Source organism: Duffyella gerundensis (assembly GCF_001517405.1).
Lineage (GTDB): Bacteria > Pseudomonadota > Gammaproteobacteria > Enterobacterales > Enterobacteriaceae > Duffyella > Duffyella gerundensis.
This window is the reverse complement of record NZ_LN907827.1, coordinates 1,337,893-1,362,874: the sequence shown is the minus strand read 5'-3', so window position 1 is coordinate 1,362,874 and position 24,982 is coordinate 1,337,893. Positions and strand designations below refer to the sequence as shown.

The following is a 24,982-nucleotide window of genomic DNA, read 5'->3' as shown; positions in this document are numbered from 1 at the left end:
TATGGAGCAACATTGATGAACAGATGGATCCTGGCTGCCGTGCTGGCAACCGCCACGTTAACCGCCCACGCTGCTGACAAAATTCGCTTTGCCTCATCCGCGACTTATCCGCCGTTCGAGTCGCTGGACAGCAATAATCAGGTAGTGGGTTTTGATATCGATTTAGCGAAAGCGCTGTGCGAAAAGATGCAGGCTGACTGTACCTTTACCAATAACGCGTTTGACAGTCTGATCCCGTCGCTGAAGTTTCGCCGTTTTGATGCGGTGATCTCCGGTATGGATATCACCGCAGAGCGCAGCAAGCAGGTGGCGTTTACCCAGCCTTACTACGCCAACTCCGCGGTAGTGATCGCCCGCAGTAAAAACTTCACGCAACAGGATCAGCTGGCAGGCAAGCGTATCGGCATGGAAAATGGCACTACGCATCAGAAATACCTGCTGGAGAAACATCCTGACGTAGTGGCCGTGGCCTATGACAGCTATCAGAACGCCATTCTGGATTTGAAAAATAATCGGCTGGATGGCGTATTTGGCGATACCGCGGTGGTTAATCAGTGGCTGAAAACCAATCCTGAGCTGCATACCGTGGGTGAACACATTACCGATCCCGCCTATTTTGGCACTGGTTTAGGCATCGCCGTGCGTCTGGATAATCACGCGCTGCTGGAAAAACTCAACGCTGCTCTGAACGCCGCCAAAGCTGACGGCACCCTGCAGCGCATCAATGATAAGTGGTTCCCGCAGTAAGTCCTCCTTCAGGGCCGCCAGGCGGCCCTTAGCTTTTCCGCTCCAGCAGGGTCAGCACTTCGTAGTGCGCGGTATGGGGAAACATGTCGAACAGCTGCACCCGCTGCACCGCATAATCCGGCAAACGGGCGATATCCTCCGCCATGCTGCGTGCATTGCAGCTCGAGTAGAGGATCCACGGCGGCGCCATCTCGCTGAGCCACTGACACAGCGTTTCACCAATGCCACGCCGTGGCGGATTGACCAGCACCAGCTGTGGCGCGCTGTCATTGCCGGTGGCAAACTGCGTCGAATCCAGCGCGGCAAAGTTCACCTGGTGTAATCCCATCGCCTGCGCCGACTGCTGTGCGCAGGCGATCGCTTCAGCGCTGATCTCTATGCCGGTCAACCGCATCTGCGGGGTCGCGCAATGCAGGCCAAAACCGCCTACCCCACAAAAAAGATCCCACATGCTCTCAACCGGCAGCGCCCGCACCCACTCGCGTGCAGTTTGATAAAGCTGCGCAGCCACCGGCGCGTTGGTCTGGAAAAAACTCTGCGGGCGGATCGACAGCGGCACATCGTTCAGCTGTTCCGCCAGAGCGTGCTGCGCGGTGAGAAAGATCTCCTCTTTGCCTTCGAGAATCGCCATCGGTACCGGCTGAATATTGGCGGTGATCACCTTAAGCTGCGGCAGCTCCGCCTGTAGCCACGGCAGCGCCGCCTGCAGCTGAGTCAGCTTCTGTTCTGAGCGCAGCACAAAGCGCAGCATCAGTTCGCCGCGCGTGCTTTCGGTGAGCAAGACGAATTTCAGTTCGCCACGGCGGCGCGCAACGTGATAAGGCGTCAGCCCGGCACGGGCAATAAATGGGATCAGGGCAGCAAAAACGGTGCGGAAACTCGCAGGATAGAGCGGGCAGTCGATTAAATCCACCGCCTCGCCGTCGGCGTGCAACAGCCCAAGCACCGGACGCTCAACGCTGCCGCTGACCACCATTTTCGCTTTGTTGCGAAACGCCTGTTGCGCGGAGAGCACCGGTGCGCGCCACTCGGCGACCGGGTGATCGGCCAGCAGCTGTTGCAGCAGCGATTGTTTGTCGTCGATCTGTTGCGGATAGGATTTTTCCAGCCACTGACATGAGCGACAGCGGTTGGCGTCATAAAGCGCGCAGTGCATGTTAAACCTGTGTTGAGTGTCCTGTAGCAGCGCGCGATTATAGCACCATCAGGGACGGAAATATTGCCGACTGCTGGCGGGCACAAACAGCAATATCAGCACCAACAGATCGGGCAGCTTTTGCAGCAGCACGCGATGGACGATCTCCGCATCGTTCTCACCGCTGATGCTGAAAATCTCCGGATACACCCAGCCCAGCGACGCTACCACCATGTAGCTCAGCACGATCGCCTGAGTCAGTGCGTAGCCCCAGCGGCCTCGATTTGCGCCGCGCATCAACATAAACGCACAGCGCAGCTCGATACAAAACAGCAGCTGGCTGGCGATAAAGATCAGCGTGGAATCCCACGCCTGCGCGCTGCGATGCACAAAAGAGGCGATCTCCTGAAAGCCCAGCTCATGGAACAGCATGGCGACGCCCAGCGTACGCGTCGCCAGAATCGCGATTCCCGCGATCATTACCGGCACCGGCGCATCATGCAGCGGCGCGGTTTTAAAGGTTTCAGACATGGTGCAACTCCGTAAAAAGGGCCGACAAAGCGGCCCTTTCCGAATAGTGGCAAACTTTATGCATTTCAGCCACGTTTTGCTTTCTGAATATCGCGTATTCGCTTCTTCTCTTCGTGCGCCATCAGGCGCCAGGCGATAAAGCCAACGATGCCCACCACCAGCAATATCAGCGACGCCAGCGCATTAATCTCCGGGTTCACCCCGCGACGCACGGTGGCAAAAATCGCCATCGGCAGCGTGGTGGCGCCCGGTCCGGTGACAAAACTGGCAATCACCAGATCGTCCAGCGACAGGGTAAAGGCCAGCAGCCAGCCGGTGACCAGCGCCGGAGCGATCGTCGGTACGGTAATCACAAAGAAGACCTTCAGCGGCGCGGCGCCTAAATCCATCGCCGCTTCTTCGATTGAGCGATCGAGTTCGCGCAAACGGGCGTTAATCACCACCGCCACGTAGGCGGTACAAAAGGTGACATGCGCCAGCCAAATGGTCAGCATACCGCGATCGGCGGGCCAGCCAAGCGCGTGCGCCATCGCCACAAACAGCAGCAGCAGCGATAAACCGGTTATCACATCCGGCATCACCAGCGGCGCCGTCAGCATAAATGCAAAGCCGGTATGACCGCGAAAGCGACCAAAGCGCACGATGATCACCGCTGCAATGGTGCCGAGCACCACCGCCATGGTGGCCGCCAGCGCGGCGATGGTCAGGCTGAGCGTAACCGCGCTGATCATCGCGCTGTCCTGAAACAGCACGCGATACCAGTGCAGCGACCAGCTTTCCCATACGGTCACCAGCTGCGAGCTGTTAAAGGAGTAGACCACCAGCAGCACCATCGGCGCATAGAGAAACAGAAAGCCCACCAGCAAAATGACGCGGCGCCACGGGGATCGAACGGCGGGTAAACTCATGCTTTCTCCCCCAGCTGTTTGTTTTGATGTTTATGAAACCAGATAATCGGCAGAATCAGAATCAGCAGAATGATCACCGCCAGCGACGAGGCCACTGGCCAGTCACGGTTGTTAAAGAACTCCTGCCAGAGAATTCGGCCAATCATGATGCTGTCCGGGCCGCCAAGCAGTTCAGGAATAACGTATTCGCCCACCGCCGGAATAAACACCAGCATCGAACCGGCAATAATGCCGCCTTTGGTCAGCGGCACGATAACGCTGAAAAAAGTCTTCAGCGGTCGGGCACCCAGATCCAGCGACGCTTCCACCAGAGAATAATCGATACGCGTCAACGCGGTGTAGATCGGCAGCACCATAAACGGCAGATAACAGTAAACAATGCCGATGTAGACCGCCGTGTTGGTATAGAGGATTACCAGCGGATGGTCGATGACGCCCAGCCACATCAGAAAACGGTTGAGAATGCCGTTGTTGTTCAGCAGGCCCATCCAGGCGTAGACGCGAACCAGAAACGATGTCCAGGAAGGCAGCAACACCAGCAACAGCAGAATGCTGCGCATTGACGGTTTGCTGTGCGCCACCGCCCACGCCAGTGGATAACCGATCAGCAGGCAGATTACCGTGGAGATCGCCGCCACTTTTAGCGACTGTAAGTAAGCATCAATGTAGAGCGGATCGTCGGTAAGCTGCAGATAGTTGGCGAAGTTAAGCACCAGGCTGAACTGATCGTCGGCCCAGCTAATCAGATCGGTGTAAGGCGGAATCGCCCGTGCAATATCCGCAAAGCTGATTTTCAGCACGATCAAAAACGGCAGCAGGAAAAACAGCGTTAGCCAGAGATAAGGCAGCGCAATCACCAGTTTACGGCTGTGCTGCATTTTCATGCGGGCAACCCAGCGTTTTAGCGCGCCGGGACGCGGCGGCGGATGGCCGCCGTCAGAATAGTGGCTCATGATCTTCTCCTGCGTTATACCGTCAGTACGACGCAGCTGTCGGTATCCCAACAGAGCTGCACCTCATCGCCCCAGGTTGGCGCGCCTTTGCGATAACGATGGGCGTTTTGCAACTGCGCGCTGAGCATCTGTCCACTGCGCAGGCGCACATGGTAAATCGACAGATCGCCCAGATAGGCAATATGCACCACTTCGCCAGTGGCGAAGTTGCAGCCATCGGCAGGCGGCTGTTCGCACAGCATCACTTTTTCCGGGCGCAGCGCCACATAAACCGGCACGTTTTCCAGCACCGACATATCAGAATCAACCTTCAGCGGATTAATTAGCCCCGGGCTCTGAATCACCAGCCCATCCGCTTCGCGTGCGGTCAGCAGGCCTTCAAACACGTTAACCGAGCCGATAAACTCGGCGCTGTAACGGCTGGTTGGGTGCTCGTAAATCTCTTCCGGCTCGCCAATCTGCACGAATTTACCGCGATTCATGATGGCGATGCGCCCTGCCATGGTCATCGCCTCTTCCTGATCGTGGGTCACCATCACGCAGGTGGCACCTACACGCTCCAGAATATCCACCACTTCCAGCTGCATGCGATCGCGCAGCTTTTTGTCCAGCGCGCCCATTGGCTCATCGAGCAGCAGCAGCTTAGGCCGTTTCGCCAGGCTGCGGGCCAGCGCCACACGCTGACGCTGGCCACCTGAAAGCTGGTGCGGCTTGCGTTTGGCGAACTCCTGCATGTGCACCAACGCCAGCATCTCCTCAACGCGATCGCGAATGTCCGCTTTCGCCAGCTTGTCCTGCTTCAGGCCAAAGGCGATGTTCTGCTCAACGGTCATATGCGGGAAAAGCGCATAGGACTGAAACATCATGTTGATTGGCCGTTGATAAGGCGGCACGTGCGACAGATCCTGGCCATCCAGCAGAATCTGCCCGCTGGTAGGCGGTTCAAATCCCGCCAGCATGCGCAGCAGCGTAGATTTACCGCAGCCAGATGCGCCCAGCAGCGCAAAGATTTCACCCTGATAAATGGTCAGGCTGACGTCGTCTACCGCATGCTGGCCGTCGAAAGATTTGGTCAGGTTACGCATTTCCAGCAGCGGGGTCAGCGCTTTAGCGGGTTTCGGTTGAGGGCGGGTTGTTGCATCGTTCACAAATAATACTCTCCGGAGCCAGGCAAAAGCCGGGCTAAGCCAGCCGCAAAAATGGCACAACAGAGGCCGGTGGTGCGCCTCTGTTGTCAGATTATTTCAGGTTAGTCCGCGCTGACTGGTACGCCAGCCAGCGCGGGCCGATCGATTTATCGACCGCTTTTCACTTTGGTCCAGGCGCGGGTGCGCACACGATCCAGCTTTGGATCCTGAACTTTCAGCACAAACAGTTTCGCGAGAGTATCCGGCGTCGGGAAAATACCGGGGTTATTGCGCACATCCGCGTTGATCAGCGGCAGCGATGCTTTGTTACCGTTAGCGTAGAACACTTTGTCAGAAACGTCGGCAATCACCTTGGGATCCATCATGTAGTTCAGCCATTTGTAGGCCTCATCTACATTTTTGGCATCTTTTGGAATCGCCATCATGTCGAAGAACGCCAGCGCGCCCTCTTTGGGAATGCTGTAGGCGATGTTGACGCCGTTCTTCGCTTCGTCAGCGCGTTTCTTCGCCTGCAATACGTCGCCCGCCCAGCCGATCGCCACGCAGGTGTTGCCGTTGGCGAGATCGTTGATGTACTGCGAAGAGTGGAAATAGCGAATATTAGGCCGCAGCTTCAGCAGCAGATCGGTCGCGGCGCCGGTGTAATCTTTGGCATCGCTGCTGTTGGGATCTTTGCCGAGGTAGTTCAGCACGGTAGCGAAAATCTCTTCCGGCGCATCGAGGAAAGAGACGCCGCAGCTTTTCAGCTTCTCGAGGTTTTCTGGCTTCAGCACCAGATCCCAGCTGTTAACCGGCGCATCTTTGCCCAGTGCCGCTTTCACTTTCTCAACGTTATAGCCAATACCGGTGGTCGCCCAGAGATAGGGAATGGCGTATTTGTTGCCGGGATCGTGCTGCTCAACCTTCTGCAACAGGGCTGGATCGAGGTTTTTGTAGTTTGGCAGCTTGCTCTTATCCAGCTCCTGAAAAACGCCCGATTGCAGCTGACGCGCGAGGAAGCTTGACGATGGCACCACAACGTCATAGCCGGTGCTGCCTGCCATCAGTTTGCCTTCCAGCACTTCATTGGAGTCAAACACGTCATAGACCACTTTGTCGCCGGTCTGCTTTTCAAAATTTGGCACGGTATCCGGCGAAATATAGTCGGACCAGTTATAGACGTGCAGCGTTTTCTGTTCTGCCATCGCGCCGGCCGATGCCAGCATCAGCACGCCCGCTACCACAGCCGATAACCCTGTTTTACGTGGGTTGAACATTCTTCCTTCCTCCAGGCCAATCAAAACGCACGATGCAGAACGGGCAGCCCCGCGCTGAGATAATGCCTGCCCGGTAACGCAGTGAATCACTATTCACCGAAAAGAAACCGTCAGCAGACCGCGACCGGCGAGCCAGGAGCACGCGTAACGCCGCCCCGCAAGAATAGCGGCCTCACCGCATCGAGGCCAGTGCCCAGCGTAAAAAACGCCTTTTATCGATTTTTTATGCAGGTTTTGTCTATGAGATAGCGCTTAACCGGCATAAACAGCGAGAAATATCTGGTGATTGCGGATAAAACTGGAATAAACGTTGGTGCGAAAGCGGAGGGAACCGCCACGCGGGGTGGCGGTGAACAGCGAAAGGGCTTAATGCAGCATTGAATGGCCGCTGGCCAGCGAGGGACGTTCCTCTTCTTCTTCATCGCCGACGATCAGCAGATTGTTGGCAAAGGCTTCCATGATCACCATGGAAATCTGCTCTTCGCTCTGCTTCATAAAGGCGGAAAACTGGCCGAAGGTAAGCCCGGCGCTGACGCTCAGCGACTGACAGACGATCAGCTTCGGCAGGTTATCATCCTGAATATCCAGAAACGCTTTAACCGTCAGCGAACTGGCGTTGATTTGCGACAGGTCGCCAACCAGAGGAATTAACGCCGTGGGTTTTACTTCAGCCAGTGCAGAAAAGAGGATGATATTGTCCACCAGGTCGATCTTGGCATCGAATACGCCTTCAAAATTTTGCATGTGCGGCAGATGTAAAGCCTGACAGGCGTCACATTCAAACCAGCTGATACTTTGTTGATCCAGCCAACGTCGTAACACGTCAATATCTGGAACGACGAGTGAATCCATCGTTGAGTCCTACACCTGTTTCAGGAAGCGCATTAGCTTACGAAAAAAAGCGGCGAAACACCACGATCCGGCACGCATTATGCCGGTCAGCCACCGGTTTTCAGACAGAAACCGGGCTGCGCGTGCTGTTCAATCCATGCAATCATCATCGCCGCGATGTTCATGCCGCTGATCTTTTCGATGCCTTCGAGACCGGGCGACGCGTTGACTTCCATCACCAACGGGCCACGCGCGGCGCGCAAAATATCCACGCCTGCCACGTCCAGCCCCAGCGTAGCGACGGCTTTCACCGCCATCGCTCGCTCCTGCTCGCTGATCTCGACCTGACGCGCCCGGCCGCCGCGATGCAAATTAGAACGGAAATCGCCCTCTTTCGCCTCGCGCTCAATGGCGGCGACCACATCATCGCCAATCACCAGACAGCGAATGTCGCAGCCGCGCGCTTCGCGGATAAATTCCTGCACCAGAATGTGCGCGTTCAGCCCGCGAAAAGCGTCGATCACGCTCTCCGCCGCCTGGCGCGTTTCTGCCAGCACCACGCCAATGCCCTGCGTGCCTTCCACCAGCTTGACCACCAGCGGCGCGCCGCCCACCATCTCGATCAGATCATGGGTGTCGTCCGGCGAGGAGGCAAAACCGGTAACCGGCATATCTATCCCCTGCCGCGCCAGCAGCTGTAATGAACGCAGCTTGTCACGCGCACGGGTGATCGCCACCGACTCGTTCAGCGGGTAGCTGCCGCTCATCTCAAACTGCCGCAGCACCGCCGTACCATAAAAGGTGGTGGCCGGGCCAATGCGCGGAATCACCGCATCAAACGGCCCGAGCGGTTGGCCGCGCAGATGCACGGCGGGCGACGCGGGATTGATATTCATGTAGCAGGAGAGCGGATCGATAACGTCCACCTCATGCCCACGCGCCAGCGCTTCGTCGTGCAGTCGCTTGCAGGAATAGAGCGTTCCATCCCGCGACAAAATGGCTATTTTCACCGTGCGGCTCCGCAGCAGATTATTTGGTTGCCCAGCCCTGCTGGTGCAGATAATCGAGAATAAACGGACGAGTTTCTTTCATGATCAGCCGCTCAATCAGGCCGCTCCAGGTTTCTGAACGCTGGTTGCTGTCACGCTGATGGTAATAGTCGTTGAGCTGACGATCATATTCCGCCAGCACCTGCTTATCGACCGGCTGATAGTGGTTTTCATGCACCAGCATCGCCTGCGGCATACGCGGTTTGACGTCCGGATGCGATTCCGGCCAACCCAGACAAAAGCCAAACAGCGGCAGCACAAACTTCGGCAGCTGCAGCAACTCTGTCACTTCGGCGATGTTATTACGAATGCCGCCGATGAAGACGCCGCCCATATCGAGCGATTCTGCCGCCACCATGGCGTTCTGTGCCATCAGCGCGGTATCAACGCAGCCGAGCAGCAGCTGTTCAGCGCGGCCCAGTTGTGCGTCGGGCACGATCTGCTGATGACGATTAAAATCGGCGCAGAACACCCAAAATTCCGGTGCGCTGCCAACCCATTCCTGACCGCCGGTGAGTTCGACCAGCTTCTCGCGCATGGCGCGATCGGTGATGCGCACAATGGATGAGCACTGCAGGAAACTGGAGGTGGATGCAGATTGCGCAGCGGCAATAATCGCCTGGCGTGTCTCCTCGCTGACTTCACGATCGGTGAAGGCGCGAACAGAACGGTGTGAGCAAAGTAATTCAATGGTCGGCGTCATGCTTGTCTCTCTCTTTTTTAGGGGCCGATGTGGCGAACAGCTGCGGCGCGATAATTTGCGCCGTGCGCCACATCATTATTATCGCCGCGGGCAGCATACAGCAGACCGCCGCGGCGATAAGCAGCCTGGCAGCTGTTTTGCCTTGTAGCCAGTCGGGCAGCGGCAATACATCATTAAAGGCGATCCACGCCACCACCAACATCAGCGCGCCCGCGCCCTCCAGCAGCAGGACCGGCAGCGGCAGCGAGGCCAGGCTTTTTGCCGCAGGCGGGCGCGGCGCACCCTGCGGATTACGCGCCATAATGCGCTTTTTGCCTATCGTCAGTGCTTATCAGACTAACAGTCATTTCCTTCTTCCTTTCGGCAAGGGTTGCGGGCATGATAACCGCCATTATTGATGAGCGTGATAGCAATCACAACTCAACGACTGCAAGGAGATACCGATGATCGCTGTAATTTTTGGTCGCCCAGGCTGCCCTTATTGTGTGCGTGCTAAAGAGCTGGCCGAGAACATTGCCGGACAACGCGAGGATTTTGATTTCCGTTACGTTGATATCCAGGCTGAAGGTATCACCAAGGCGGATTTAGAAAAAACCGTCGGCAAGCCGGTGCAAACCGTGCCGCAGATTTTCGTCGATGAGCAGCATGTTGGCGGCTATACCGAATTTGCCGCTTATGCCAACGCGAATCTCATGACTGCCTGAAGCGCAGTACGATCCAAAAAGGGCCTGCTAATGCAGGCCCTTTTTTTAGTGCAGCTGACGGCGCGGGAACAAGGCGCGCCACAGGCTGACCAGCAGCGCCCCGCAGACGCAGAGGAAAATGGCGCTGGCGTGCCAGGCAAATTCCTGCAGCGGGCTCGACAGATTTAACAGCGGCAGGGCCAGCATCAGCAGACAGACTGGCGTCGCCAGCAGCGCGCCGCTTAGCGCCACCGTGACCGCGTTGGGACGCGCGATCAGCCCAGCCAGCGCGCCAGGCAGCATAAACAGCAACAGGGCCGGCTGACCATGTTGGCCCAGCGCCGCGCTGTAGCGGGCCAGAATAAAAATCGCGCAGTAAAGCGACAGGCAATTAATCACCGCGGACAGGCGAACGGCACGCAATGGCATAATGCGACCTCTACATTAGCACCGGCTGAAGGTGCAAAAAGGGTGAAGAGAGATGAAAAAAAGAGTGGCGCTGAATACCGTGAATACGTGGCGACAAAATATATTCAGGTTTACACTGCTGGATAATTTTATTGCCGCGGATGAAGTCAATAAAAGCTGCGTCACTGCGTGGTAAGTTAGCGCAGAACATCTCTCTTATCAATCAGTTACTGGTAAAGTAAAAGTTAACTCGTGAATATAAATGTCGCAAATTTGTTAAGCGCCAATGACATCTTGTTATTATTTGTCGTGCTTGCGCTGGGCCTCTGTTTAGGGAAATTACGCTTTGGCCCGATTCAACTGGGTAATTCCATTGGCGTTTTAGTGGTGTCGCTGCTTTTAGGGCAACAACATTTTGCGATGAATACCGACGCGCTCAGCCTGGGCTTCATGCTGTTTATTTTTTGCGTTGGCGTCGAAGCCGGGCCGAACTTTTTCTCTATTTTCTTCCGCGATGGCAAAAACTATCTGATGCTGGCCCTGGTGATGGTCGGCAGCGCGTTGCTGCTGACCATCGGCATGGGCAAACTGTTTGGCTGGGATATCGGCCTGACCGCCGGCATGCTGGCGGGATCGATGACCTCAACGCCGGTGCTGGTTGGCGCTGGCGATACCCTGCGACAAACCCTTGGCGAACCGCAGCTGGCGCTGATGCAGGATCACCTGAGCCTCGGCTATGCACTGACCTACCTGATCGGTCTGGTGAGTTTAATTGTCGCCGCGCGCTATCTGCCGCGCCTGCAGCATCAGGATTTACCGACCAGCGCCCAACAGATTGCCCGGGAACGTGGTCTGGATGCCGACAGCCAGCGCAAGGTTTATCTGCCGGTGATTCGTGCCTATCGCGTGGGCGCAGAGCTGGTGGCGTGGAGCGGCGGTAAAAACCTGCGAGAACTCGGCATCTATCGGCAGACCGGCTGCTACATAGAGCGCATCCGTCGCAACGGCATCCTTGCCAGCCCGGACGGTGACGCGGTACTGCAGGAAGGCGACGAGATCTCGCTGGTTGGCTACCCGGAAGCGCATGCGCGGCTCGATCCCAGCTTTCGCAACGGTAAAGAGGTGTTCGATCGCGATCTGCTTGATATGCGCATCGTCACCGAAGAGATCGTGGTCAAAAACCACAACGTGGTTAACCGCCGCCTTAGCCAGCTTAACCTCACCGATCACGGCTGCTTCCTCAACCGGGTCATTCGCAGCCAGATTGAGATGCCTATCGATGACAGCATCATCCTGAATAAAGGCGATGTGCTGCAGGTTAGCGGCGAAGCGCGCAGGGTAAAAAGCGTCGCCGACCGCATCGGCTTTATCGCTATTCACAGTCAGGTTACCGATCTGCTCGCCTTCTGCGCCTTCTTTATTATCGGCCTGATGATCGGCATGGTGAACTTCCAGTTCAGCAGCTTTAACTTTGCCATCGGTAACGCTGCCGGTCTGCTGTTTGCCGGCATCCTGCTTGGCTTTTTGCGCGCCAACCATCCTACTTTTGGGTATATCCCGCAGGGCGCGCTGACCATGTTGAAAGAGTTTGGCCTGATGGTATTTATGGCGGGTGTGGGTCTCAGCGCGGGCAGCGGATTGTCGCATGGCCTCGGCAGCGCGGGCCTGCAGATGCTGCTGTGTGGCCTGGCGGTAAGCCTGGTGCCGGTGATTATCTGCTATCTGTTTGGTGCCTATCTGCTGCGCATGAACCGCGCCCTGCTGTTTGGTGCCATTATGGGTGCCCGCACCTGCGCCCCGGCGATGGAAATTATCAGCGACACGGCGCGCAGTAATATTCCGGCGCTGGGTTATGCCGGCACCTATGCCATTGCCAACGTATTGCTGACGCTGGCAGGCACCATTATCGTTATTATCTGGCCATTAATTGGCCCCTGAAAAATTATCCGTAGCGTTGCAGAACTTTTAAATATTTACGAAGTCTTATTTATTGCCACTGCTTTTCTTTGAAATCCCTTAATTGCGGAGCCCGTTAATCTCTGATTAGCGGGTTTTTTTATGCCTGAAATTCAGGATTCCATCAAAGCGCTGCCTTAAGGCAAATTGTCGTTGTTCTCTTAATCAGCAGAGAAACCTAAACAAAAGCGCAACCCGATGGGTAATTAAGAGTGCTGCCATTTACCGCAGCGTTGACTCTCTGCAGGATAGCCCACCGGATTCAGACGTTATTTTTTATCCGGCGGTGCGCAGGAGATTATCGCCACGCCGGTGTTTATTCAGGATGCCCTTTGCATCCGCAAGGTAATAAGAGGAAACGAGATGGAAGAGATTAACCGCACGCTGTTTTTGTGGATCAACGCCACGCCGCAATCGCCCGCCTGGCTTTTATCGCTGGCGACTTTTATCGCCCGCGATCTGATTATGATTGTGCCGCTGCTGATCGTCGGTATGTGGCTGTGGGCACCCAGCCATCGCGTGATGCCACAGCGCGAACTGGTACTGAAAACCGGCATTGCGCTGCTTTACGCGTTAACCATCTCCTGGTGTGTTGGCCAGCTGCTGCCTCATCCGCGCCCCTTTGCTATCGGCTTTGGCCATCAGTTTCTTGCCCATCGTCCTGATGATTCTTACCCCAGCGATCACGGCACCACAATTTTCACCTTCGCACTGGCCTTTGTGTTCTGGCACCGGCTCTGGTCAGGCGTGTTGCTGCTGGCGATCGGCACGGCCATCGCCTGGTCACGGGTCTATCTTGGCGTTCACTGGCCTATGGATATGGTCGGCGGCTTGCTGGTGGGATTACTCGGCTGCCTGACGTCGCATCTCGCCTGGCAGGTGTACGGCACGCGGCTGCTGAGCGCGCTGCATCAGGCTTATCGACTGGTGTTTGCCCTGCCGATTCGCAAAGGCTGGGTGCAGCAGTAATGAAAAGGGCGGCCCGGCGCCGCCCTTTTTTCTCGCTTAGCTAAACCACTTGCCGAACCAGCCATCCAGCTTCATCATCACGAAATCCACAATGCGGCTGAAGAAGCTGCCTTCCTGCACCTCATCGAGCACCACCAGCGGCCGCTGCTCAATGGTTTTGCCGTTGAGCTGAAAATCGATTACGCCAACCTGCTGATGTTTTTTTAGCGGCGCGCTGAGCTGCGGCGAAGTCAGGGTAAAGCTCGCCTTCATGTTCTTCATCTGCCCTTTCGGGATGGTCAGTGCAGCATCTTGCGCCACACCAAGATTGACCATCTTGCGATCGCCAAACCAGACGCGCTGGCTGGCAAAGGGCGTCGCTGCCTTAACCGGCGTCACCGTTTCAAAGAAACGGAAGCCCCAGGTCAGCAGTTTTTCACTTTCGCGGAAGCGCTGTGCATCGGTATCCGCGCCGAGCACCACCGAAATCAGGCGCATGCCGTTATCCGTAGCCGATGCCACCAGATTGTTGCCTGCGCCAGAGGTGTGTCCGGTTTTGATGCCGTCCACCTGCAAGTTGGTGCTCCACAGCAGGCGGTTGCGGTTGTGCTGACGAATATTATTAAAGGTGAACTCTTTCTCTTTGTTCAGCGCGTACTCTTCCGGCACGTCGCGGATCAGCGCCTGACCTATCAGCGCCATATCACGCGCGGTGCTGTATTGGCCGTCAGCATCCAGTCCGTGTACGGTTTTGAAGTGGGTGTTCTGCAGTTTTAGCGCTTTGGCGTAATTGTTCATTAGGCCGACAAAAGAGTCCTGACTGCCAGCGACGTAATCCGCCAGCGCGATGCTGGCATCGTTGCCGGACTGAATCACAATGCCTTTATTCAGCTCGGAGACCGGAATGCGATCGCCGGGCTTCAGGAACATCAGCGAGGAGCCACGCAGCGCCGGGTTGCCGGTCGCCCAGGCGTCCTGGCCAACGGTAACCATATCATCGCGGGTAATTTTGCCCGACTTCAGTGCCTGGCCCACCACATAGCTGGTCATCATTTTGGTCAGGCTGGCGGGATCGAGCCGCTGATCGGCATTGGCTTCCGCCAGCACTTTACCGCTGTTGAAATCCATCAGCATCCAGGCTTTGGCTTCCACCTGCGGCGCACCAGGCGCCTGCTCGGCATGGGTAAGTGGCGTAAACATCATGAATACGGTGCAGAATGCCAGCGAACATGGCGTGGCAAAGAGGGATTTTTTCGTCATGGCGTGCCAGGGTATCCATAGTAAATCTGCGCTTTCAGCGATATAGCCAAGCGTGCGGGCGATCTACGCTACCTGTTAAGACGGGCGAAAAAAACCGCCCAATCGTAAAGTTTTTTGAAGATTAGTAGATAAACCTCAACCGGGGCGTTTGCGCCCTGGTCCGAATTTGTCAGGTAATCATCTGAAACGTCACAAAAATACGTTACGCTGGGTAAAATTCGCTGTAGGAGAACGATGATGGATTTGGCCGTTTTTGATCTTGATGAAACGCTGATTTGCGACGACAGCACCAGCCTTTGGCTGCGCTGGCTGGTCTCCCAGGGATTTGCGCCACCGGCGCTGCTCAAGCAGGAACAGGCGCTGATGCAGCAATATTATCAGGGTACGCTGGAGATCGAAGCGTACATGCACACCATTCTCGCTCCGCTGGCCGGACTGAGCACCTTAACGGTCAGCGGCTGGATCCGCCGCTTTATTCAGCGCGATATTCTGCCGCGCGTCTACCCTGCCGCCCGCGAACGGCTGGCCTTTCATCAGCAGCGCGGCGACACCATCGTGATTATCTCCGCCAGCGGCGAGCATCTGGTCGCGCCGATCGCTGAACAGCTGGGTGCGCACGGTGCGCTGGCTATTGGCGTGGAAATTGTTGACCAGCGCTACAGCGGTCTGACCTTCGGCACCATGACCTATAAAGAAGGCAAGGTGGTGCGGCTGAACAGCTGGAAAGCGGAACAGGAAGCAGCGCGCTTCCAGCAGACGTGGGCCTACAGTGATTCAATGAACGACCTGCCGCTGCTGATGCAGGCCGATCGGGCATATGTGATTAATCCTGACGCGCCGCTGGAGCAGGAAGCGCTGCGGCGCGGCTGGGACGTGTGCCGCTGGAAGCGCTAGTCACGCAGGCCGACCTTCAGCAGCTTGCCGTTGCTGGCGTCGGTCAGCACGTAGAGATAGCCGTCCGGTCCCTGGCGAACGTCACGTATGCGTTCGCCACGGTCAGCCAGCAGGCGTTCCTCTTCCGTGACGTTTTCCCCTTTAACCTGCAGGCGAATCAGCGCTTTCTCTTTTAGCGCGCCGATAAACAGGCTGTTTTTCCACGCAGGGAAGCGCAGGTGATTATAAAACGCCATGCCGCTGATGGCGGGCGATACCTTCCAGTAAAACGCCGGCTGCACGGTGCCATCAACCTTGCCGCCCTGCGCTTCCGGCACCTTTTCGCCGCTGTAATCGACGCCCCAGGTAGCCAGCGGCCAACCGTAGTTTTTGCCTTTCTGCACGATATTGACCTCATCGCCGCCGCGCGGCCCGTGCTCGCTTTCCCACATCTGCTGCGTCCACGGATTCATCGCCAGTCCCTGCGGATTACGCACGCCATATGCCCAGATCTCCGGCCGCGCGCCAGCCTGCCCAACGAACGGATTATCCTGCGGCACCGAGCCGTCGGCGTTCAGCCGCACCAGCTTGCCCTGCAATTTATCGAGGTGCTGCGCGTTGGCACTGCGGAAGTGGTCGCCCAGCGCAATCCACAGGTAGCCCTGGCTGTCGAACGCCAGCCGGGTGCCGATATTGGCCCCGCCGGAAAGCATCGGCTGCTGGCGAAAGATCTCGCGCACATTCTCCAGCCGCCGGTTGTCGGCGCTGAGTTGGGCGAGGCTCACTACCGCACCGGCGCCGTTTTTCTCCTCTCGGGTATAGCTGAGATAGAGACGACGGCTCTGTGCAAAATCGGGCGCCAGCACCACATCCAGCAGGCCGCCCTGCCGCTCTGCCCATACCGGCGGGACGCCGCTAATCGGCTGAGACAGTCCGCTATTGGCCTGCCAGAGCCGCAGCTGGCCGCTGCGTTCGGTAATCAATACGCCCTGATTAGCGGGCAGGAAAGCAAGCGACCAGGGATGATCGAGCCGGTCCTGCAGCTGTTCAACGCTGACCTGCGCAGCCAGCGCGGGAAATGATAAAGAGAGAGAAATCAGTGCCGTTAAGGTTATTCGCCGCATGGGATCGCCTTGTTATCCATCGTGGGTTAACTGTAGCTGTCGGTGATGGCTTTTTGTTCGCTTTTACATTTCCATAAAAAAGCGCACTGGCTTTTCAGGCGATTTTGGCCCGATAAAATGCTCATTATTTCAGCTCACTTACCTGTATAAATCTGATCGCCTCGCGTGTAGAATCACGCGCCAAAGCTGTGCTGAACTGGAAATGAGCCATGTCCCAAACAACAACAATGCCGCCGCGTGTAGGTTTCGTCTCACTCGGCTGTCCAAAAAACCTGGTAGATTCAGAGCGTATCCTCACCGAGCTGCGCACTGAAGGCTACGAAGTCGTGCCCCGTTATGACGACGCTGAGATCGTGATCGTGAATACCTGCGGCTTCATTGACAGCGCGGTTCAGGAATCCCTGGAAGCGATTGGCGAAGCGCTGAATGAAAACGGCAAGGTGATTGTCACCGGCTGCCTCGGCGCGAAAGAGAACCAAATTCGTGAAGTGCACCCAAAGGTGCTGGAGATTACCGGTCCGCACAGCTATGAGCAGGTGCTGTCGCACGTGCATCGTTATGTGCCAAAGCCACAGCACAACCCGTTTCTAAGCCTGGTGCCGGAACAGGGCGTCAAGCTGACGCCGCGTCATTACGCCTATCTGAAGATCTCCGAAGGCTGTAATCATCGCTGCACCTTCTGCATCATTCCTTCCATGCGTGGCGATCTCGACAGCCGTCCGATTGGTTCGGTGCTGGATGAGGCAAAACGTCTGGTAGAAGCGGGCGTCAAAGAGCTGCTGGTGATCTCCCAGGACACCTCAGCCTACGGCGTTGATGTGAAACATCGCACCGGTTTCTGGAACGGCTCGCCGGTGAAAACCAGCATGGTCAGCCTGTGCGAACAACTGGCGAAGCTTGGCGTTTGGGTACGTCTGCATTACGTCTACCCTTATCCGCATGTGGATGATGTCATTCCACTGATGGCGGAAGGCAAGATCCTGCCGTATCTCGATATTCCTTTACAGCATGCCAGCCCGCGTATTCTGAAGCTGATGAAACGTCCTGGCGCGGTAGAACGCACGCTGGAGCGCATCAAACGCTGGCGTGAAATCTGCCCGCAGCTGACGCTGCGCTCAACCTTTATCGTCGGTTTTCCTGGCGAAACGGAAGAGGAGTTCCAGATGCTGCTCGACTTCCTGAAAGAGGCGCGTCTCGATCGCGTGGGCTGCTTCAAATACAGCCCGGTGGAAGGCGCAACCGCCAACCAGCTGCCCGATCAGGTGCCGGAAGCGGTGAAAGAAGAACGCTACGATCGCTTTATGCAGCTACAGCAGAAAATCTCCAGCGAGCGGCTGCAGGAGAAAGTGGGCCGTGAAATTCTGGTGCTGATTGACGAAGTCGATGAAGAAGGCGCTATCGGCCGCAGTATGGCCGATGCACCTGAAATTGACGGCGCGGTTTACCTTAACGGTGAACGTGACGTGAAGCCGGGCGATGTGATCCGCGCGGTGGTCGATCACGCCGATGAATACGATTTGTGGGCAACTAAGCGCTAACCGTACTTCTGTTGATGCGCGCGCTTACGGGCTAAGTAATCCTCGTCGGCGCGCAGTTTGTCCCAGTAACCTTTGAAAATCGCCGCCGCCGCGGCTTTCTCTTCATCCCTGCCCCACGGCAACGTATTGCCATCAGCATCATATTTGCGCCCGCCTTTGTAATTGCTGTAGCGACGCGCCCGCGTGTAGCCCATCTGAATAAATTTTCGCGCCATGTCCATGCCGACAAAATCATCCTGCTTGCGATAGTCTTCAAACAGCGCCATGATTTTTTCCGCTGACTCCTGCGCGATCGGCACAGTTTTAAAGCGCCAGTGCGGTAAGATCTCGCCCTTGTAGGGTTCCACCATCAGCACGCCCTGCTCGCCGCGCCCGACCTGGTATTTCTCCGGATGCTGACGAAAATCGATGGTGTCAAAATCCTGCTCATAGTCAAAAGGGCGCATAGCCATAACGCTGTTTTCCTCAGGTTTTTAGTTTTGGATCCAGGGCATCGCGCAATCCATCACCCAACAAATTAAACGCCAGCACGGTGAGAAAAATCGCCAGGCTGGGGAAAATCGCCACGTGCGGCGCAATCACCATGTCGGCGCGCGCTTCATTAAGCATAGCGCCCCATTCCGGCGTCGGTGGCTGTGCGCCCAGACCGAGAAACGACAGGCTGGCAGCGGTAATAATGGAGGTGCCGATGCGCATGGTGAAATAGACCACGATGGACGAGACGGTGCCCGGCAAAATATGGCGCAGCAGGATAGTGGCGTCGGAAGCACCAATGCTGCGGGCCGACTCAATATAGGTTTGCTGTTTCAGCACCAGCGTGTTGCCGCGCACCAGACGAGCAAAAGCGGGAATGCTGAAGATCGCCACCGCAATGATCACGTTGGACATGCCGCTGCCCATGATCGCCACCACCGCAATCGCCAGCAAAATGCCGGGAAAGGCGAACAGCACGTCGCAGATGCGCATGATAATGCGGTCCCACCAGCCTTCGTAATAGCCCGCCAGCAGCCCGAGCAGCGTGCCAAGCGCCGCGCCAATCGCCACCGAGAAAAACCCGGCAATCAGCGAGATGCGCGTGCCGACCAGCACCCGGCTGAAGATATCGCGTCCCAGCGAATCGACGCCCAGCCAGTGCAACGCAGAAGGCCCGTCGTTAAGCCGGTCATAATCAAAATAGTTTTCGGCATCAAAGGGCGCTATCGCGGGCGCAATAAACGCCACCACGATCAGCAGTAGCACAAACAGGCCCGCCGCCAGCGCGACATGTTGTCGGCGAAAGCGCCGCCAGAATTCGCTCCACGGCGTGCGCACCCGATTTTCCCTGATGGTCGGCATGGCGTTGATCGCCGCATCGCGTCGCCAGTTTTTCATTGCGACTCCTTATTTGTAGCGAATAGCCGGGTTGATTGCCGCGTACAGCATATCGACGACCAGATTGATAAGAATGAACTCCAGCGAAAACAGCAGCACTTCCGCCTGAATCACCGGATAGTCGCGCATCGCCACTGAATCGATCAGCAGACGTCCCAGTCCCGGCCAGTTAAACACCACCTCAACCACAATCGATCCGCCCAGCAGAAAGCCGAACTGTAATCCCATCATGGTGACCACCGGAATCATGGCGTTACGCAGGCCATGTTTCACCACCACCAGCGACTCGCGCACCCCTTTTGCCCGTGCGGTGCGCATGTAATCTTCCTGCATCACTTCTACAAAAGAGGCACGGGTAAAGCGCGCCATCACCGCTGCCACCGCCGCACCAAGGGTCAGCGAAGGCAGAATGTAATGCTGCCAGCTGTCGGCGCCCACCGTCGGCAGCCAGCCGAGACGCACGGAAAAGAGCTCCATTAGCAGCATGCCGAGTGCAAAAGCGGGAAAAGATATGCCTGAGACCGCCAACGTCATGCCGATGCGATCCGGCCAGCGATTACGCCACACGGCAGAGACAATGCCGATGCCCATACCGATGATCACCGCCCACACCATGCTGGTGAGCGTCAGCCACAGCGTGGGATAAAAGCGCGCGGCGATCTCTTCCGATACCGGCCTTTTTGACACCATTGACTGGCCAAAATCACCCTGCACCGCATTGACCATGAAATGCAAAAACTGCTGCGGCAGCGGTTTGTCCAGCCCGAGATCCTGACGCACCAGTTCAACCACCGAGGCATCCGCCTCTGCGCCAGCGATCAGCCGCGCCGGATCGCCCGGCAGCAGGTGAACAAACAGAAACACCAGCACCGCCACGATCAGCAGCGTGGGAATCAGCCCCAGCAGGCGTTTAATAAAGTAGTTAAGCATGCGTTATCCTGCGCGCTATTGCGCCAGCCATCCGCGGCTGGCGCAACCGTGATTTACTTCAGATCGGCGTCGTCAAAGCTGAATGAGGTATCTGGCATGACGTCAAAACCGGTAAGGTTTTTGGTGTTGGCCGAAACCAGTTTCTCGACCACCAGCGGCACCCACGGCTGATCTTTCCAGATACGATCCTGCGCATCTTTATAGAGGCTCGCCTTGCGCTCGCGGTCGGTGGTTTTCAGCGCGTCAGCCAGATCTTTATCCACCTGTTCATTGCTGTAGAACGCGGTGTTGAAGATGGTTGGCGGCCAGGAGGCGGTGGCGAACAGCGGCGTCAGCGCCCAGTCAGCTTCACCGGTTGAGGCGGACCAGCCGGTGTAGAACATGCGCACGCCGCTCTCTTTCTGTGCTTTGCTTTCCACTTCTGCGGCACGCTGGCCAGCATCCATCGCCGTGACCTTCAGCTTGATGCCCACCTGCGCCAGCTGCTGCTGGGTAAACTGCAGCACTTTTTGCGCGGTGCTGTGATTATGCGACGACCAGAGTGTGGCTTCAAAGCCGTTGGGGTAACCCGCCTCTTTCAGCAGCTCGCGCGCTTTGGCCGGATTGTAGGCGATCGGCGGATAGGTCTGCGCGAAATCGATGCTCGGCGGCACGATGCCGGTGGCTGGCGTGGCGTAACCGGCAAACGCCACTTTGGCCAGCGCCTGACGGTTGATCGCATAGTTGATCGCCTCACGCACTTTGGCGTTGTCGAACGGCTTCTGTGTAACGTTCAGGCTGATATAACGCTGCATGATCGACGGCGAGGTCACCACGTTCAGCTTGCTGTTTTTCTCCAGCACTTTGGCCTGCTCAAACGGAATCGGGAAGGCAAAGTTAGCCTCGCCGGTTTGCAGCATCGCCGCGCGGGTATTGTTATCGACCACCGGACGCCAGGTAATGCTGTCCAGCTTCGGATAGCCGCTTTTCCAGTAGCCTTCCCACTTCTCAACTTTCACAAAGTCGGTCTGGTTCCAGGTCACGAATTTGTAAGGCCCGGTACCCACCGGATGAAAGCCGATATCTTTGCCATATTTTTTCAGCGCCGTTGGCGAAATCATCACCGCCGCCGGATGCGCCAGGTTATTGATAAAGGCGGAGAACGGCTGTTTCAGCGTGATTTTCACCGTGGTCGGATCGACCACTTCGGTGGTGGCGACATATTTAAACAGGTTGTAGCGTTTGAGATGATTATCCGGGTTGCTGGCACGATCGAGGTTGACCTTCACCGCTTCCGCGTTGAAATCGGTGCCATCCTGGAATTTCACGCCGGAACGCAGCTTGATGGTGTAAGTCAGCCCATCGTCGCTGGCCTGATAGCTTTCCGCCAGCACGTTGGTCAGCTTCATCGACTTATCAAAGCTAAACAGCCCCTGATAAAACGACTTGGCAACCGCCTGAGACAGCGTGTCGTTAGCGTTATAGGGATCGAGCGTGGTGAAGTTGGAGGCCACGGCAATTACCGCATCTTTTGCCGCCCAGGCCGGAACGGCGGCAATGCTGCCGAGCAGACCGGCGGTCAATAGCCACTTACGCGTTGGATAGGTCATTCTGGTGTGTCTCCGATCGGTTATAAGCGTGGCGCCTCAGGCGCCGCTAATCACATGTTGTGCAACATAATGGCCCGGCGCCACTTCGGTGAGCGGTGCCACATCAGGTTCATCGTTGAGCGCCCGAATCGGGCTGGGGATCTCATCCACCATCAACGCCCTTTCCCGCCGGTGATGACCAGGATCGGCCACCGGCACGGCGGACATCAGCTTTTTAGTATAGGGGTGGCGCGGCGCTTCAAATACCGCCTGGCGCGGCCCCATTTCGACAATCTGGCCGAGATACATCACCGCCACGCGATGACTGATGCGTTCAACCACCGCCATATCGTGTGAAATAAACAGAAACGCGATGCCAAACTCACGCTGTAAATCGAGCATCAGGTTAATAATCTGCGCCTGTACCGAGACATCCAGCGCCGACACCGACTCATCGGCAATCACCACTTTCGGATTCAGCGCCAGCGCGCGAGCAATGCAAATGCGCTGGCGCTGGCCGCCAGAAAATTCGTGCGGATAACGTCGCGCATGCTCCGGCAGCAGGCCAACGCGCGCCAGCAGCCACGCGACGCGTGCTTCCGCCTCCGTGCGGTTCATCACCTTGTGCACCAGCAGCGGCTCCATAATGGAGAAGCCCACCGTCAGACGCGGATCGAGCGACGCGTAAGGATCCTGAAAAATAAACTGAATATCGCGCCGCAGGTGCTGCAACTGCGCGCCTTTCATCTGGTCGATGCGCTGACCATTAAAGGTAATGGTGCCGCTCTGGCTCTCAACCAGGCGCAGCAACGAACGTCCGGTGGTAGATTTACCGCAGCCCGATTCGCCCACCAGCGCCAGCGTTTCCCCGGCGCGCAGATCAAAGCTGACCTTTTCCACCGCGTGCACCCGCCGCTGGACGCGATTAAAAAAGCCACCGCGAATATCGAAGCGGGTCACCAGATCGCGCACCTGCAGAATCGGCTCGCCCGGCTGCACGGTATCCTGCGGTCGATCGGGCGTATCTTCCGTGCTGTTAATCAAAGGGAACTTTGCCGGTAGCGGCTGGCCGTGCATCGAGCCGAGTTTTGGCACGGCAGCCAGCAGCGCGCGGGTGTAATCCTGCTGCGGTGCGGAGAACAGCGTGCGCACGTCGGCGGTTTCCACCACGTCACCGCGGTACATCACCTGCACCCGATCGGCCATCTCTGCCACCACGCCCATATCATGGGTGATAAAAATCACGCCCATTGCCATCTCTTTTTGCAGCACGCGGATCAGTTGCAAAATCTGCGCCTGAATGGTGACATCCAGCGCGGTGGTTGGCTCATCAGCGATCAGCAAGGAAGGCCGACAGCTCAGCGCCATGGCGATGACCACGCGCTGACGCATGCCGCCAGAGAGCTGATGTGGATAACGCGACAGTACATTTTGTGCTTCAGGAATACGCACCAGATCGAGCATGCGTCGCGCTTCTGCCAGCGCCTGCTGATGATTTTTGCCCTGATGCAGGCGAATCGACTCAGCGATCTGTTCACCAACGGTAAACACCGGATTCAGCGAGGTCATCGGCTCCTGAAAAATCATCGCCATATCGGCGCCACGAATGCGGCGCATCTGGCTCTGCCGCGCCTGCATCAGGTCGATCGGTTCGCCATGTCGCCGCCGCAGCCAGATTTCACCGCTGGTCAGCTCGCCGCCCGCCTGTTCAATCAGGCGCATCAACGCCAGCGAGGTAACCGATTTCCCCGAGCCAGATTCACCGACGATAGCCAGCGTTTCGCCCTGCTTCACGTCGAGATTGAGATGCCTGACCGCCTCGGTAATGGTGCCTTCATGGCGAAACTGCACGCTTAAATCGCGCACCGCCAGTACCTGGTCTTCCGCCATCGCCCCCGGCTTATTCATGCTCTGTTATTCCTCGCGGTAAATGTTGATCACGGCGGGTTCGCCGACATAACCGTAGCCGCGATACATGCCTTCGCTGTTAAACGGCAGTGCGACGTTGCCCTGAGCATCCACGGCGATCAAGCCGCCGCTGCCGCCCAGCGCCAGCACCTTCTCCATGATGACGCGGTCGGCTGCCTGCTGCAGAGAAAGCCCTGCATATTCCATCAGCGCGGCGAGGTCGTAGGCGGCCAGCGAGCGCATAAACACTTCGCCGGTGCCGGTGCAGGAGACCGCGGCGGTGTGATTGCTGGCATAGCATCCGGCGCCAATAATCGGCGAGTCACCGACGCGCCCCGCCTGTTTGTTGGTCATGCCGCCGGTAGAGGTCGCGGCGGCAAGGTTACCGTCCCGATCCAGCGCTACCGCGCCGACCGTGCCCAGCTTGCGGTCAGCATCCAGCGGATCGCCAGCGGCACCGTCGTGATCGAGAATAGCCTGCTCGCTGCCCAGCGCGCGCTGTAGCTGCGCAAAGCGCTCCGGGGTGGAAAAGTAATCCGCAGCCACCTTCTCCAGACCGTGCTGTTCGGCAAACACTTCCGCGCCCTCGCCAATAAACAGCGCGTGCGGGCTGTTTTCCAGCACCGCGCGCGCCGCCAGCACCGGATTGCGCAGGTGCTTCACGCCCGCTACCGCGCCAACTTCCAGCGTGCGGCCATCCATCATGCTGGCGTCCAGCTCATGCGTGCCCTGATGGGTAAAAACTGCGCCTTTGCCGGCGTTAAACAGCGGGCACTCCTCCAGCAGCCGCACCGCTTCGGTTACCGCATCAAGCGCGCTGCCGCCCGCCGCGAGGATCGCCTGACCGCTGGCCACAATAGCGGCCAGCGCATCGGTATAGGCTTGCTCTTTTTCCGTACTCATTGCCGCGCGGGTGATCGCCCCGGCGCCGCCATGAATAGCAATCACTGCTCTGGCCATATGGGTTTCCTGTGCGTGTCTTTCGGGTAATAAACAGCGTGACTGCGGAGGTTATTAATTTTTCAAAGATTTTTGACTATAGAAAGCCACTGCCCGCTTGTAAAGCAGAAACTTTGCTTACTGATAATAACGAAATCATCTAATTAATACGTTATGTGACCCATCGCCGAATTAGCGCCATAATGACGCCATGA

General features: G+C 57.1%; 25 protein-coding genes. 6 read left to right on the top strand and 19 right to left on the bottom strand.

What is annotated here, in order from left to right; all coding sequences use genetic code 11:
- The first annotated feature begins 15 nt into the window (after positions 1–15).
- Positions 16–747: an arginine ABC transporter substrate-binding protein gene (locus EM595_RS06260; RefSeq protein WP_067429126.1), complete on the top strand. Its 732-nt coding sequence runs from the start codon at positions 16–18 to the stop codon at positions 745–747.
- 28 nt (positions 748–775) lie between these two features.
- Here EM595_RS06260 and rlmC read toward each other — a convergent pair whose 3' ends face one another.
- From rlmC to EM595_RS06210, 10 genes are all read right to left on the bottom strand, one after another.
- Positions 776–1,933 (bottom strand): 23S rRNA (uracil(747)-C(5))-methyltransferase RlmC, encoded by a 1,158-nt coding sequence (rlmC, locus tag EM595_RS06255; RefSeq protein ID WP_269446996.1) that lies wholly within the window; start codon positions 1,931–1,933, stop codon positions 776–778.
- Between the two features lie 18 nt (positions 1,934–1,951).
- A complete protein-coding gene (locus EM595_RS06250; RefSeq protein WP_067429120.1) occupies positions 1,952–2,413 on the bottom strand; it encodes a YbjO family protein in 462 nt (153 codons plus the stop codon).
- Between the two features lie 65 nt (positions 2,414–2,478).
- Positions 2,479–3,321, bottom strand: a complete 843-nt coding sequence (potI, locus tag EM595_RS06245; protein ID WP_067429114.1) for a putrescine ABC transporter permease PotI — start codon at positions 3,319–3,321, stop codon at positions 2,479–2,481.
- Positions 3,318–4,274, bottom strand: coding sequence for a putrescine ABC transporter permease PotH (potH, locus tag EM595_RS06240; protein WP_067429113.1), 957 nt, complete (start codon positions 4,272–4,274; stop codon positions 3,318–3,320). The genes potI and potH overlap by 4 nt, the downstream gene beginning before the upstream one ends.
- A 14-nt stretch (positions 4,275–4,288) precedes the next feature.
- Positions 4,289–5,422, bottom strand: coding sequence for a putrescine ABC transporter ATP-binding subunit PotG (gene potG, locus EM595_RS06235; RefSeq protein ID WP_157883852.1), 1,134 nt, complete (start codon positions 5,420–5,422; stop codon positions 4,289–4,291).
- Between the two features lie 146 nt (positions 5,423–5,568).
- Positions 5,569–6,678: a spermidine/putrescine ABC transporter substrate-binding protein PotF gene (gene potF / locus EM595_RS06230; RefSeq protein WP_067429107.1), complete on the bottom strand. Its 1,110-nt coding sequence runs from the start codon at positions 6,676–6,678 to the stop codon at positions 5,569–5,571.
- Positions 6,679–7,044: 366 nt separating this feature from the next.
- Positions 7,045–7,530, bottom strand: coding sequence for a YbjN domain-containing protein (locus EM595_RS06225; protein WP_067429104.1), 486 nt, complete (start codon positions 7,528–7,530; stop codon positions 7,045–7,047).
- Between the two features lie 86 nt (positions 7,531–7,616).
- The gene (gene rimK, locus EM595_RS06220) at positions 7,617–8,519 is read right to left on the bottom strand and encodes a 30S ribosomal protein S6--L-glutamate ligase (protein ID WP_067429102.1); all 903 of its coding nucleotides are present in this window, start codon (positions 8,517–8,519) and stop codon (positions 7,617–7,619) included.
- Between the two features lie 19 nt (positions 8,520–8,538).
- Positions 8,539–9,261, bottom strand: a complete 723-nt coding sequence (gene nfsA, locus EM595_RS06215; protein ID WP_067429098.1) for an oxygen-insensitive NADPH nitroreductase — start codon at positions 9,259–9,261, stop codon at positions 8,539–8,541.
- Positions 9,245–9,562 (bottom strand): YbjC family protein, encoded by a 318-nt coding sequence (locus EM595_RS06210; protein WP_067429094.1) that lies wholly within the window; start codon positions 9,560–9,562, stop codon positions 9,245–9,247. Before EM595_RS06210 ends, nfsA begins: the two co-directional genes overlap by 17 nt.
- Positions 9,563–9,704: 142 nt before the next feature.
- Between EM595_RS06210 and EM595_RS06205 the strand changes: the two genes are divergently transcribed.
- Positions 9,705–9,965, top strand: coding sequence for a GrxA family glutaredoxin (locus tag EM595_RS06205; RefSeq protein WP_067429093.1), 261 nt, complete (start codon positions 9,705–9,707; stop codon positions 9,963–9,965).
- Between the two features lie 45 nt (positions 9,966–10,010).
- Here the strand turns inward: EM595_RS06205 and ybjM are convergent, their stop codons facing one another.
- Positions 10,011–10,373, bottom strand: coding sequence for an inner membrane protein YbjM (gene ybjM / locus EM595_RS06200; RefSeq protein ID WP_067429090.1), 363 nt, complete (start codon positions 10,371–10,373; stop codon positions 10,011–10,013).
- A 231-nt stretch (positions 10,374–10,604) separates the two neighbouring features.
- Between ybjM and EM595_RS06190 the strand changes: the two genes are divergently transcribed.
- Complete coding sequence (locus EM595_RS06190) at positions 10,605–12,290, top strand: aspartate:alanine antiporter (protein WP_067429084.1); 1,686 nt, start codon at positions 10,605–10,607, stop codon at positions 12,288–12,290.
- A gap of 381 nt (positions 12,291–12,671) precedes the next feature.
- Positions 12,672–13,277 (top strand): undecaprenyl-diphosphate phosphatase, encoded by a 606-nt coding sequence (ybjG, locus tag EM595_RS06185; RefSeq protein WP_067429082.1) that lies wholly within the window; start codon positions 12,672–12,674, stop codon positions 13,275–13,277.
- Positions 13,278–13,313: 36 nt separating this feature from the next.
- Here the strand turns inward: ybjG and EM595_RS06180 are convergent, their stop codons facing one another.
- Positions 13,314–14,459: a serine hydrolase gene (locus EM595_RS06180; protein ID WP_231938726.1), complete on the bottom strand. Its 1,146-nt coding sequence runs from the start codon at positions 14,457–14,459 to the stop codon at positions 13,314–13,316.
- A gap of 294 nt (positions 14,460–14,753) precedes the next feature.
- Here EM595_RS06180 and EM595_RS06175 point away from each other — a divergent pair, with 294 nt between their 5' ends.
- Positions 14,754–15,410, top strand: a complete 657-nt coding sequence (locus tag EM595_RS06175; protein ID WP_067429078.1) for an HAD family hydrolase — start codon at positions 14,754–14,756, stop codon at positions 15,408–15,410.
- On the opposite strand, the gene EM595_RS06170 is transcribed toward EM595_RS06175, so the two are convergent.
- A complete protein-coding gene (locus EM595_RS06170; protein WP_067429075.1) occupies positions 15,407–16,513 on the bottom strand; it encodes a PQQ-dependent sugar dehydrogenase in 1,107 nt (368 codons plus the stop codon). The two genes, EM595_RS06175 and EM595_RS06170, sit on opposite strands and share 4 nt — an antisense overlap.
- Before the next feature lie 209 nt (positions 16,514–16,722).
- Here EM595_RS06170 and rimO point away from each other — a divergent pair, with 209 nt between their 5' ends.
- Complete coding sequence (gene rimO / locus EM595_RS06165; RefSeq protein ID WP_067429073.1) at positions 16,723–18,051, top strand: 30S ribosomal protein S12 methylthiotransferase RimO; 1,329 nt, start codon at positions 16,723–16,725, stop codon at positions 18,049–18,051.
- Here rimO and EM595_RS06160 read toward each other — a convergent pair.
- From EM595_RS06160 to EM595_RS06135, 6 genes are read right to left on the bottom strand one after another with little or no spacing between them, the layout of a single operon-like run.
- Positions 18,048–18,497 carry a DUF4385 domain-containing protein gene (locus EM595_RS06160; protein ID WP_067435230.1) on the bottom strand — a complete coding sequence of 150 codons (450 nt, stop codon included), beginning with the start codon at positions 18,495–18,497 and terminating at the stop codon, positions 18,048–18,050. The genes rimO and EM595_RS06160 overlap by 4 nt on opposite strands.
- A 19-nt stretch (positions 18,498–18,516) precedes the next feature.
- Positions 18,517–19,422, bottom strand: coding sequence for a glutathione ABC transporter permease GsiD (gene gsiD / locus EM595_RS06155; RefSeq protein WP_067429069.1), 906 nt, complete (start codon positions 19,420–19,422; stop codon positions 18,517–18,519).
- A gap of 9 nt (positions 19,423–19,431) precedes the next feature.
- Complete coding sequence (gene gsiC, locus EM595_RS06150; RefSeq protein WP_067429066.1) at positions 19,432–20,352, bottom strand: glutathione ABC transporter permease GsiC; 921 nt, start codon at positions 20,350–20,352, stop codon at positions 19,432–19,434.
- A gap of 53 nt (positions 20,353–20,405) precedes the next feature.
- A complete protein-coding gene (gene gsiB, locus EM595_RS06145; protein ID WP_067429061.1) occupies positions 20,406–21,941 on the bottom strand; it encodes a glutathione ABC transporter substrate-binding protein GsiB in 1,536 nt (511 codons plus the stop codon).
- 36 nt (positions 21,942–21,977) lie between these two features.
- Positions 21,978–23,828 carry a glutathione ABC transporter ATP-binding protein GsiA gene (gene gsiA, locus EM595_RS06140; protein WP_067429059.1) on the bottom strand — a complete coding sequence of 617 codons (1,851 nt, stop codon included), beginning with the start codon at positions 23,826–23,828 and terminating at the stop codon, positions 21,978–21,980.
- Between the two features lie 6 nt (positions 23,829–23,834).
- Positions 23,835–24,788 (bottom strand): isoaspartyl peptidase/L-asparaginase family protein, encoded by a 954-nt coding sequence (locus tag EM595_RS06135; protein ID WP_067429056.1) that lies wholly within the window; start codon positions 24,786–24,788, stop codon positions 23,835–23,837.
- Between the last annotated feature and the right edge of the window lie 194 nt (positions 24,789–24,982).

What these genes read in the sequence shown, in the direction of transcription:
- potI (WP_067429114.1), bottom strand. Translation starts at nt 3,321, where the DNA reads ATGAGTTTACCCGCCGTTCGATCCCCGTGGCGCCGCGTCATTTTGCTG.
- EM595_RS06135 (WP_067429056.1), bottom strand. Translation starts at nt 24,788, where the DNA reads ATGGCCAGAGCAGTGATTGCTATTCATGGCGGCGCCGGGGCGATCACC.
- EM595_RS06210 (WP_067429094.1), bottom strand. Translation starts at nt 9,562, where the DNA reads ATGGCGCGTAATCCGCAGGGTGCGCCGCGCCCGCCTGCGGCAAAAAGC.
- ybjG (WP_067429082.1), top strand. Translation starts at nt 12,672, where the DNA reads ATGGAAGAGATTAACCGCACGCTGTTTTTGTGGATCAACGCCACGCCG.
- gsiD (WP_067429069.1), bottom strand. Translation starts at nt 19,422, where the DNA reads ATGAAAAACTGGCGACGCGATGCGGCGATCAACGCCATGCCGACCATC.
- gsiB (WP_067429061.1), bottom strand. Translation starts at nt 21,941, where the DNA reads ATGACCTATCCAACGCGTAAGTGGCTATTGACCGCCGGTCTGCTCGGC.
- EM595_RS06170 (WP_067429075.1), bottom strand. Translation starts at nt 16,513, where the DNA reads ATGCGGCGAATAACCTTAACGGCACTGATTTCTCTCTCTTTATCATTT.
- EM595_RS06160 (WP_067435230.1), bottom strand. Translation starts at nt 18,497, where the DNA reads ATGCGCCCTTTTGACTATGAGCAGGATTTTGACACCATCGATTTTCGT.
- EM595_RS06260 (WP_067429126.1), top strand. Translation starts at nt 16, where the DNA reads ATGAACAGATGGATCCTGGCTGCCGTGCTGGCAACCGCCACGTTAACC.
- EM595_RS06180 (WP_231938726.1), bottom strand. Translation starts at nt 14,459, where the DNA reads ATGATGTTTACGCCACTTACCCATGCCGAGCAGGCGCCTGGTGCGCCG.
- potF (WP_067429107.1), bottom strand. Translation starts at nt 6,678, where the DNA reads ATGTTCAACCCACGTAAAACAGGGTTATCGGCTGTGGTAGCGGGCGTG.
- gsiA (WP_067429059.1), bottom strand. Translation starts at nt 23,828, where the DNA reads ATGAATAAGCCGGGGGCGATGGCGGAAGACCAGGTACTGGCGGTGCGC.
- EM595_RS06205 (WP_067429093.1), top strand. Translation starts at nt 9,705, where the DNA reads ATGATCGCTGTAATTTTTGGTCGCCCAGGCTGCCCTTATTGTGTGCGT.
- ybjM (WP_067429090.1), bottom strand. Translation starts at nt 10,373, where the DNA reads ATGCCATTGCGTGCCGTTCGCCTGTCCGCGGTGATTAATTGCCTGTCG.
- EM595_RS06250 (WP_067429120.1), bottom strand. Translation starts at nt 2,413, where the DNA reads ATGTCTGAAACCTTTAAAACCGCGCCGCTGCATGATGCGCCGGTGCCG.
- nfsA (WP_067429098.1), bottom strand. Translation starts at nt 9,261, where the DNA reads ATGACGCCGACCATTGAATTACTTTGCTCACACCGTTCTGTTCGCGCC.
- EM595_RS06175 (WP_067429078.1), top strand. Translation starts at nt 14,754, where the DNA reads ATGGATTTGGCCGTTTTTGATCTTGATGAAACGCTGATTTGCGACGAC.
- EM595_RS06225 (WP_067429104.1), bottom strand. Translation starts at nt 7,530, where the DNA reads ATGGATTCACTCGTCGTTCCAGATATTGACGTGTTACGACGTTGGCTG.
- potH (WP_067429113.1), bottom strand. Translation starts at nt 4,274, where the DNA reads ATGAGCCACTATTCTGACGGCGGCCATCCGCCGCCGCGTCCCGGCGCG.
- rimO (WP_067429073.1), top strand. Translation starts at nt 16,723, where the DNA reads ATGTCCCAAACAACAACAATGCCGCCGCGTGTAGGTTTCGTCTCACTC.
- gsiC (WP_067429066.1), bottom strand. Translation starts at nt 20,352, where the DNA reads ATGCTTAACTACTTTATTAAACGCCTGCTGGGGCTGATTCCCACGCTG.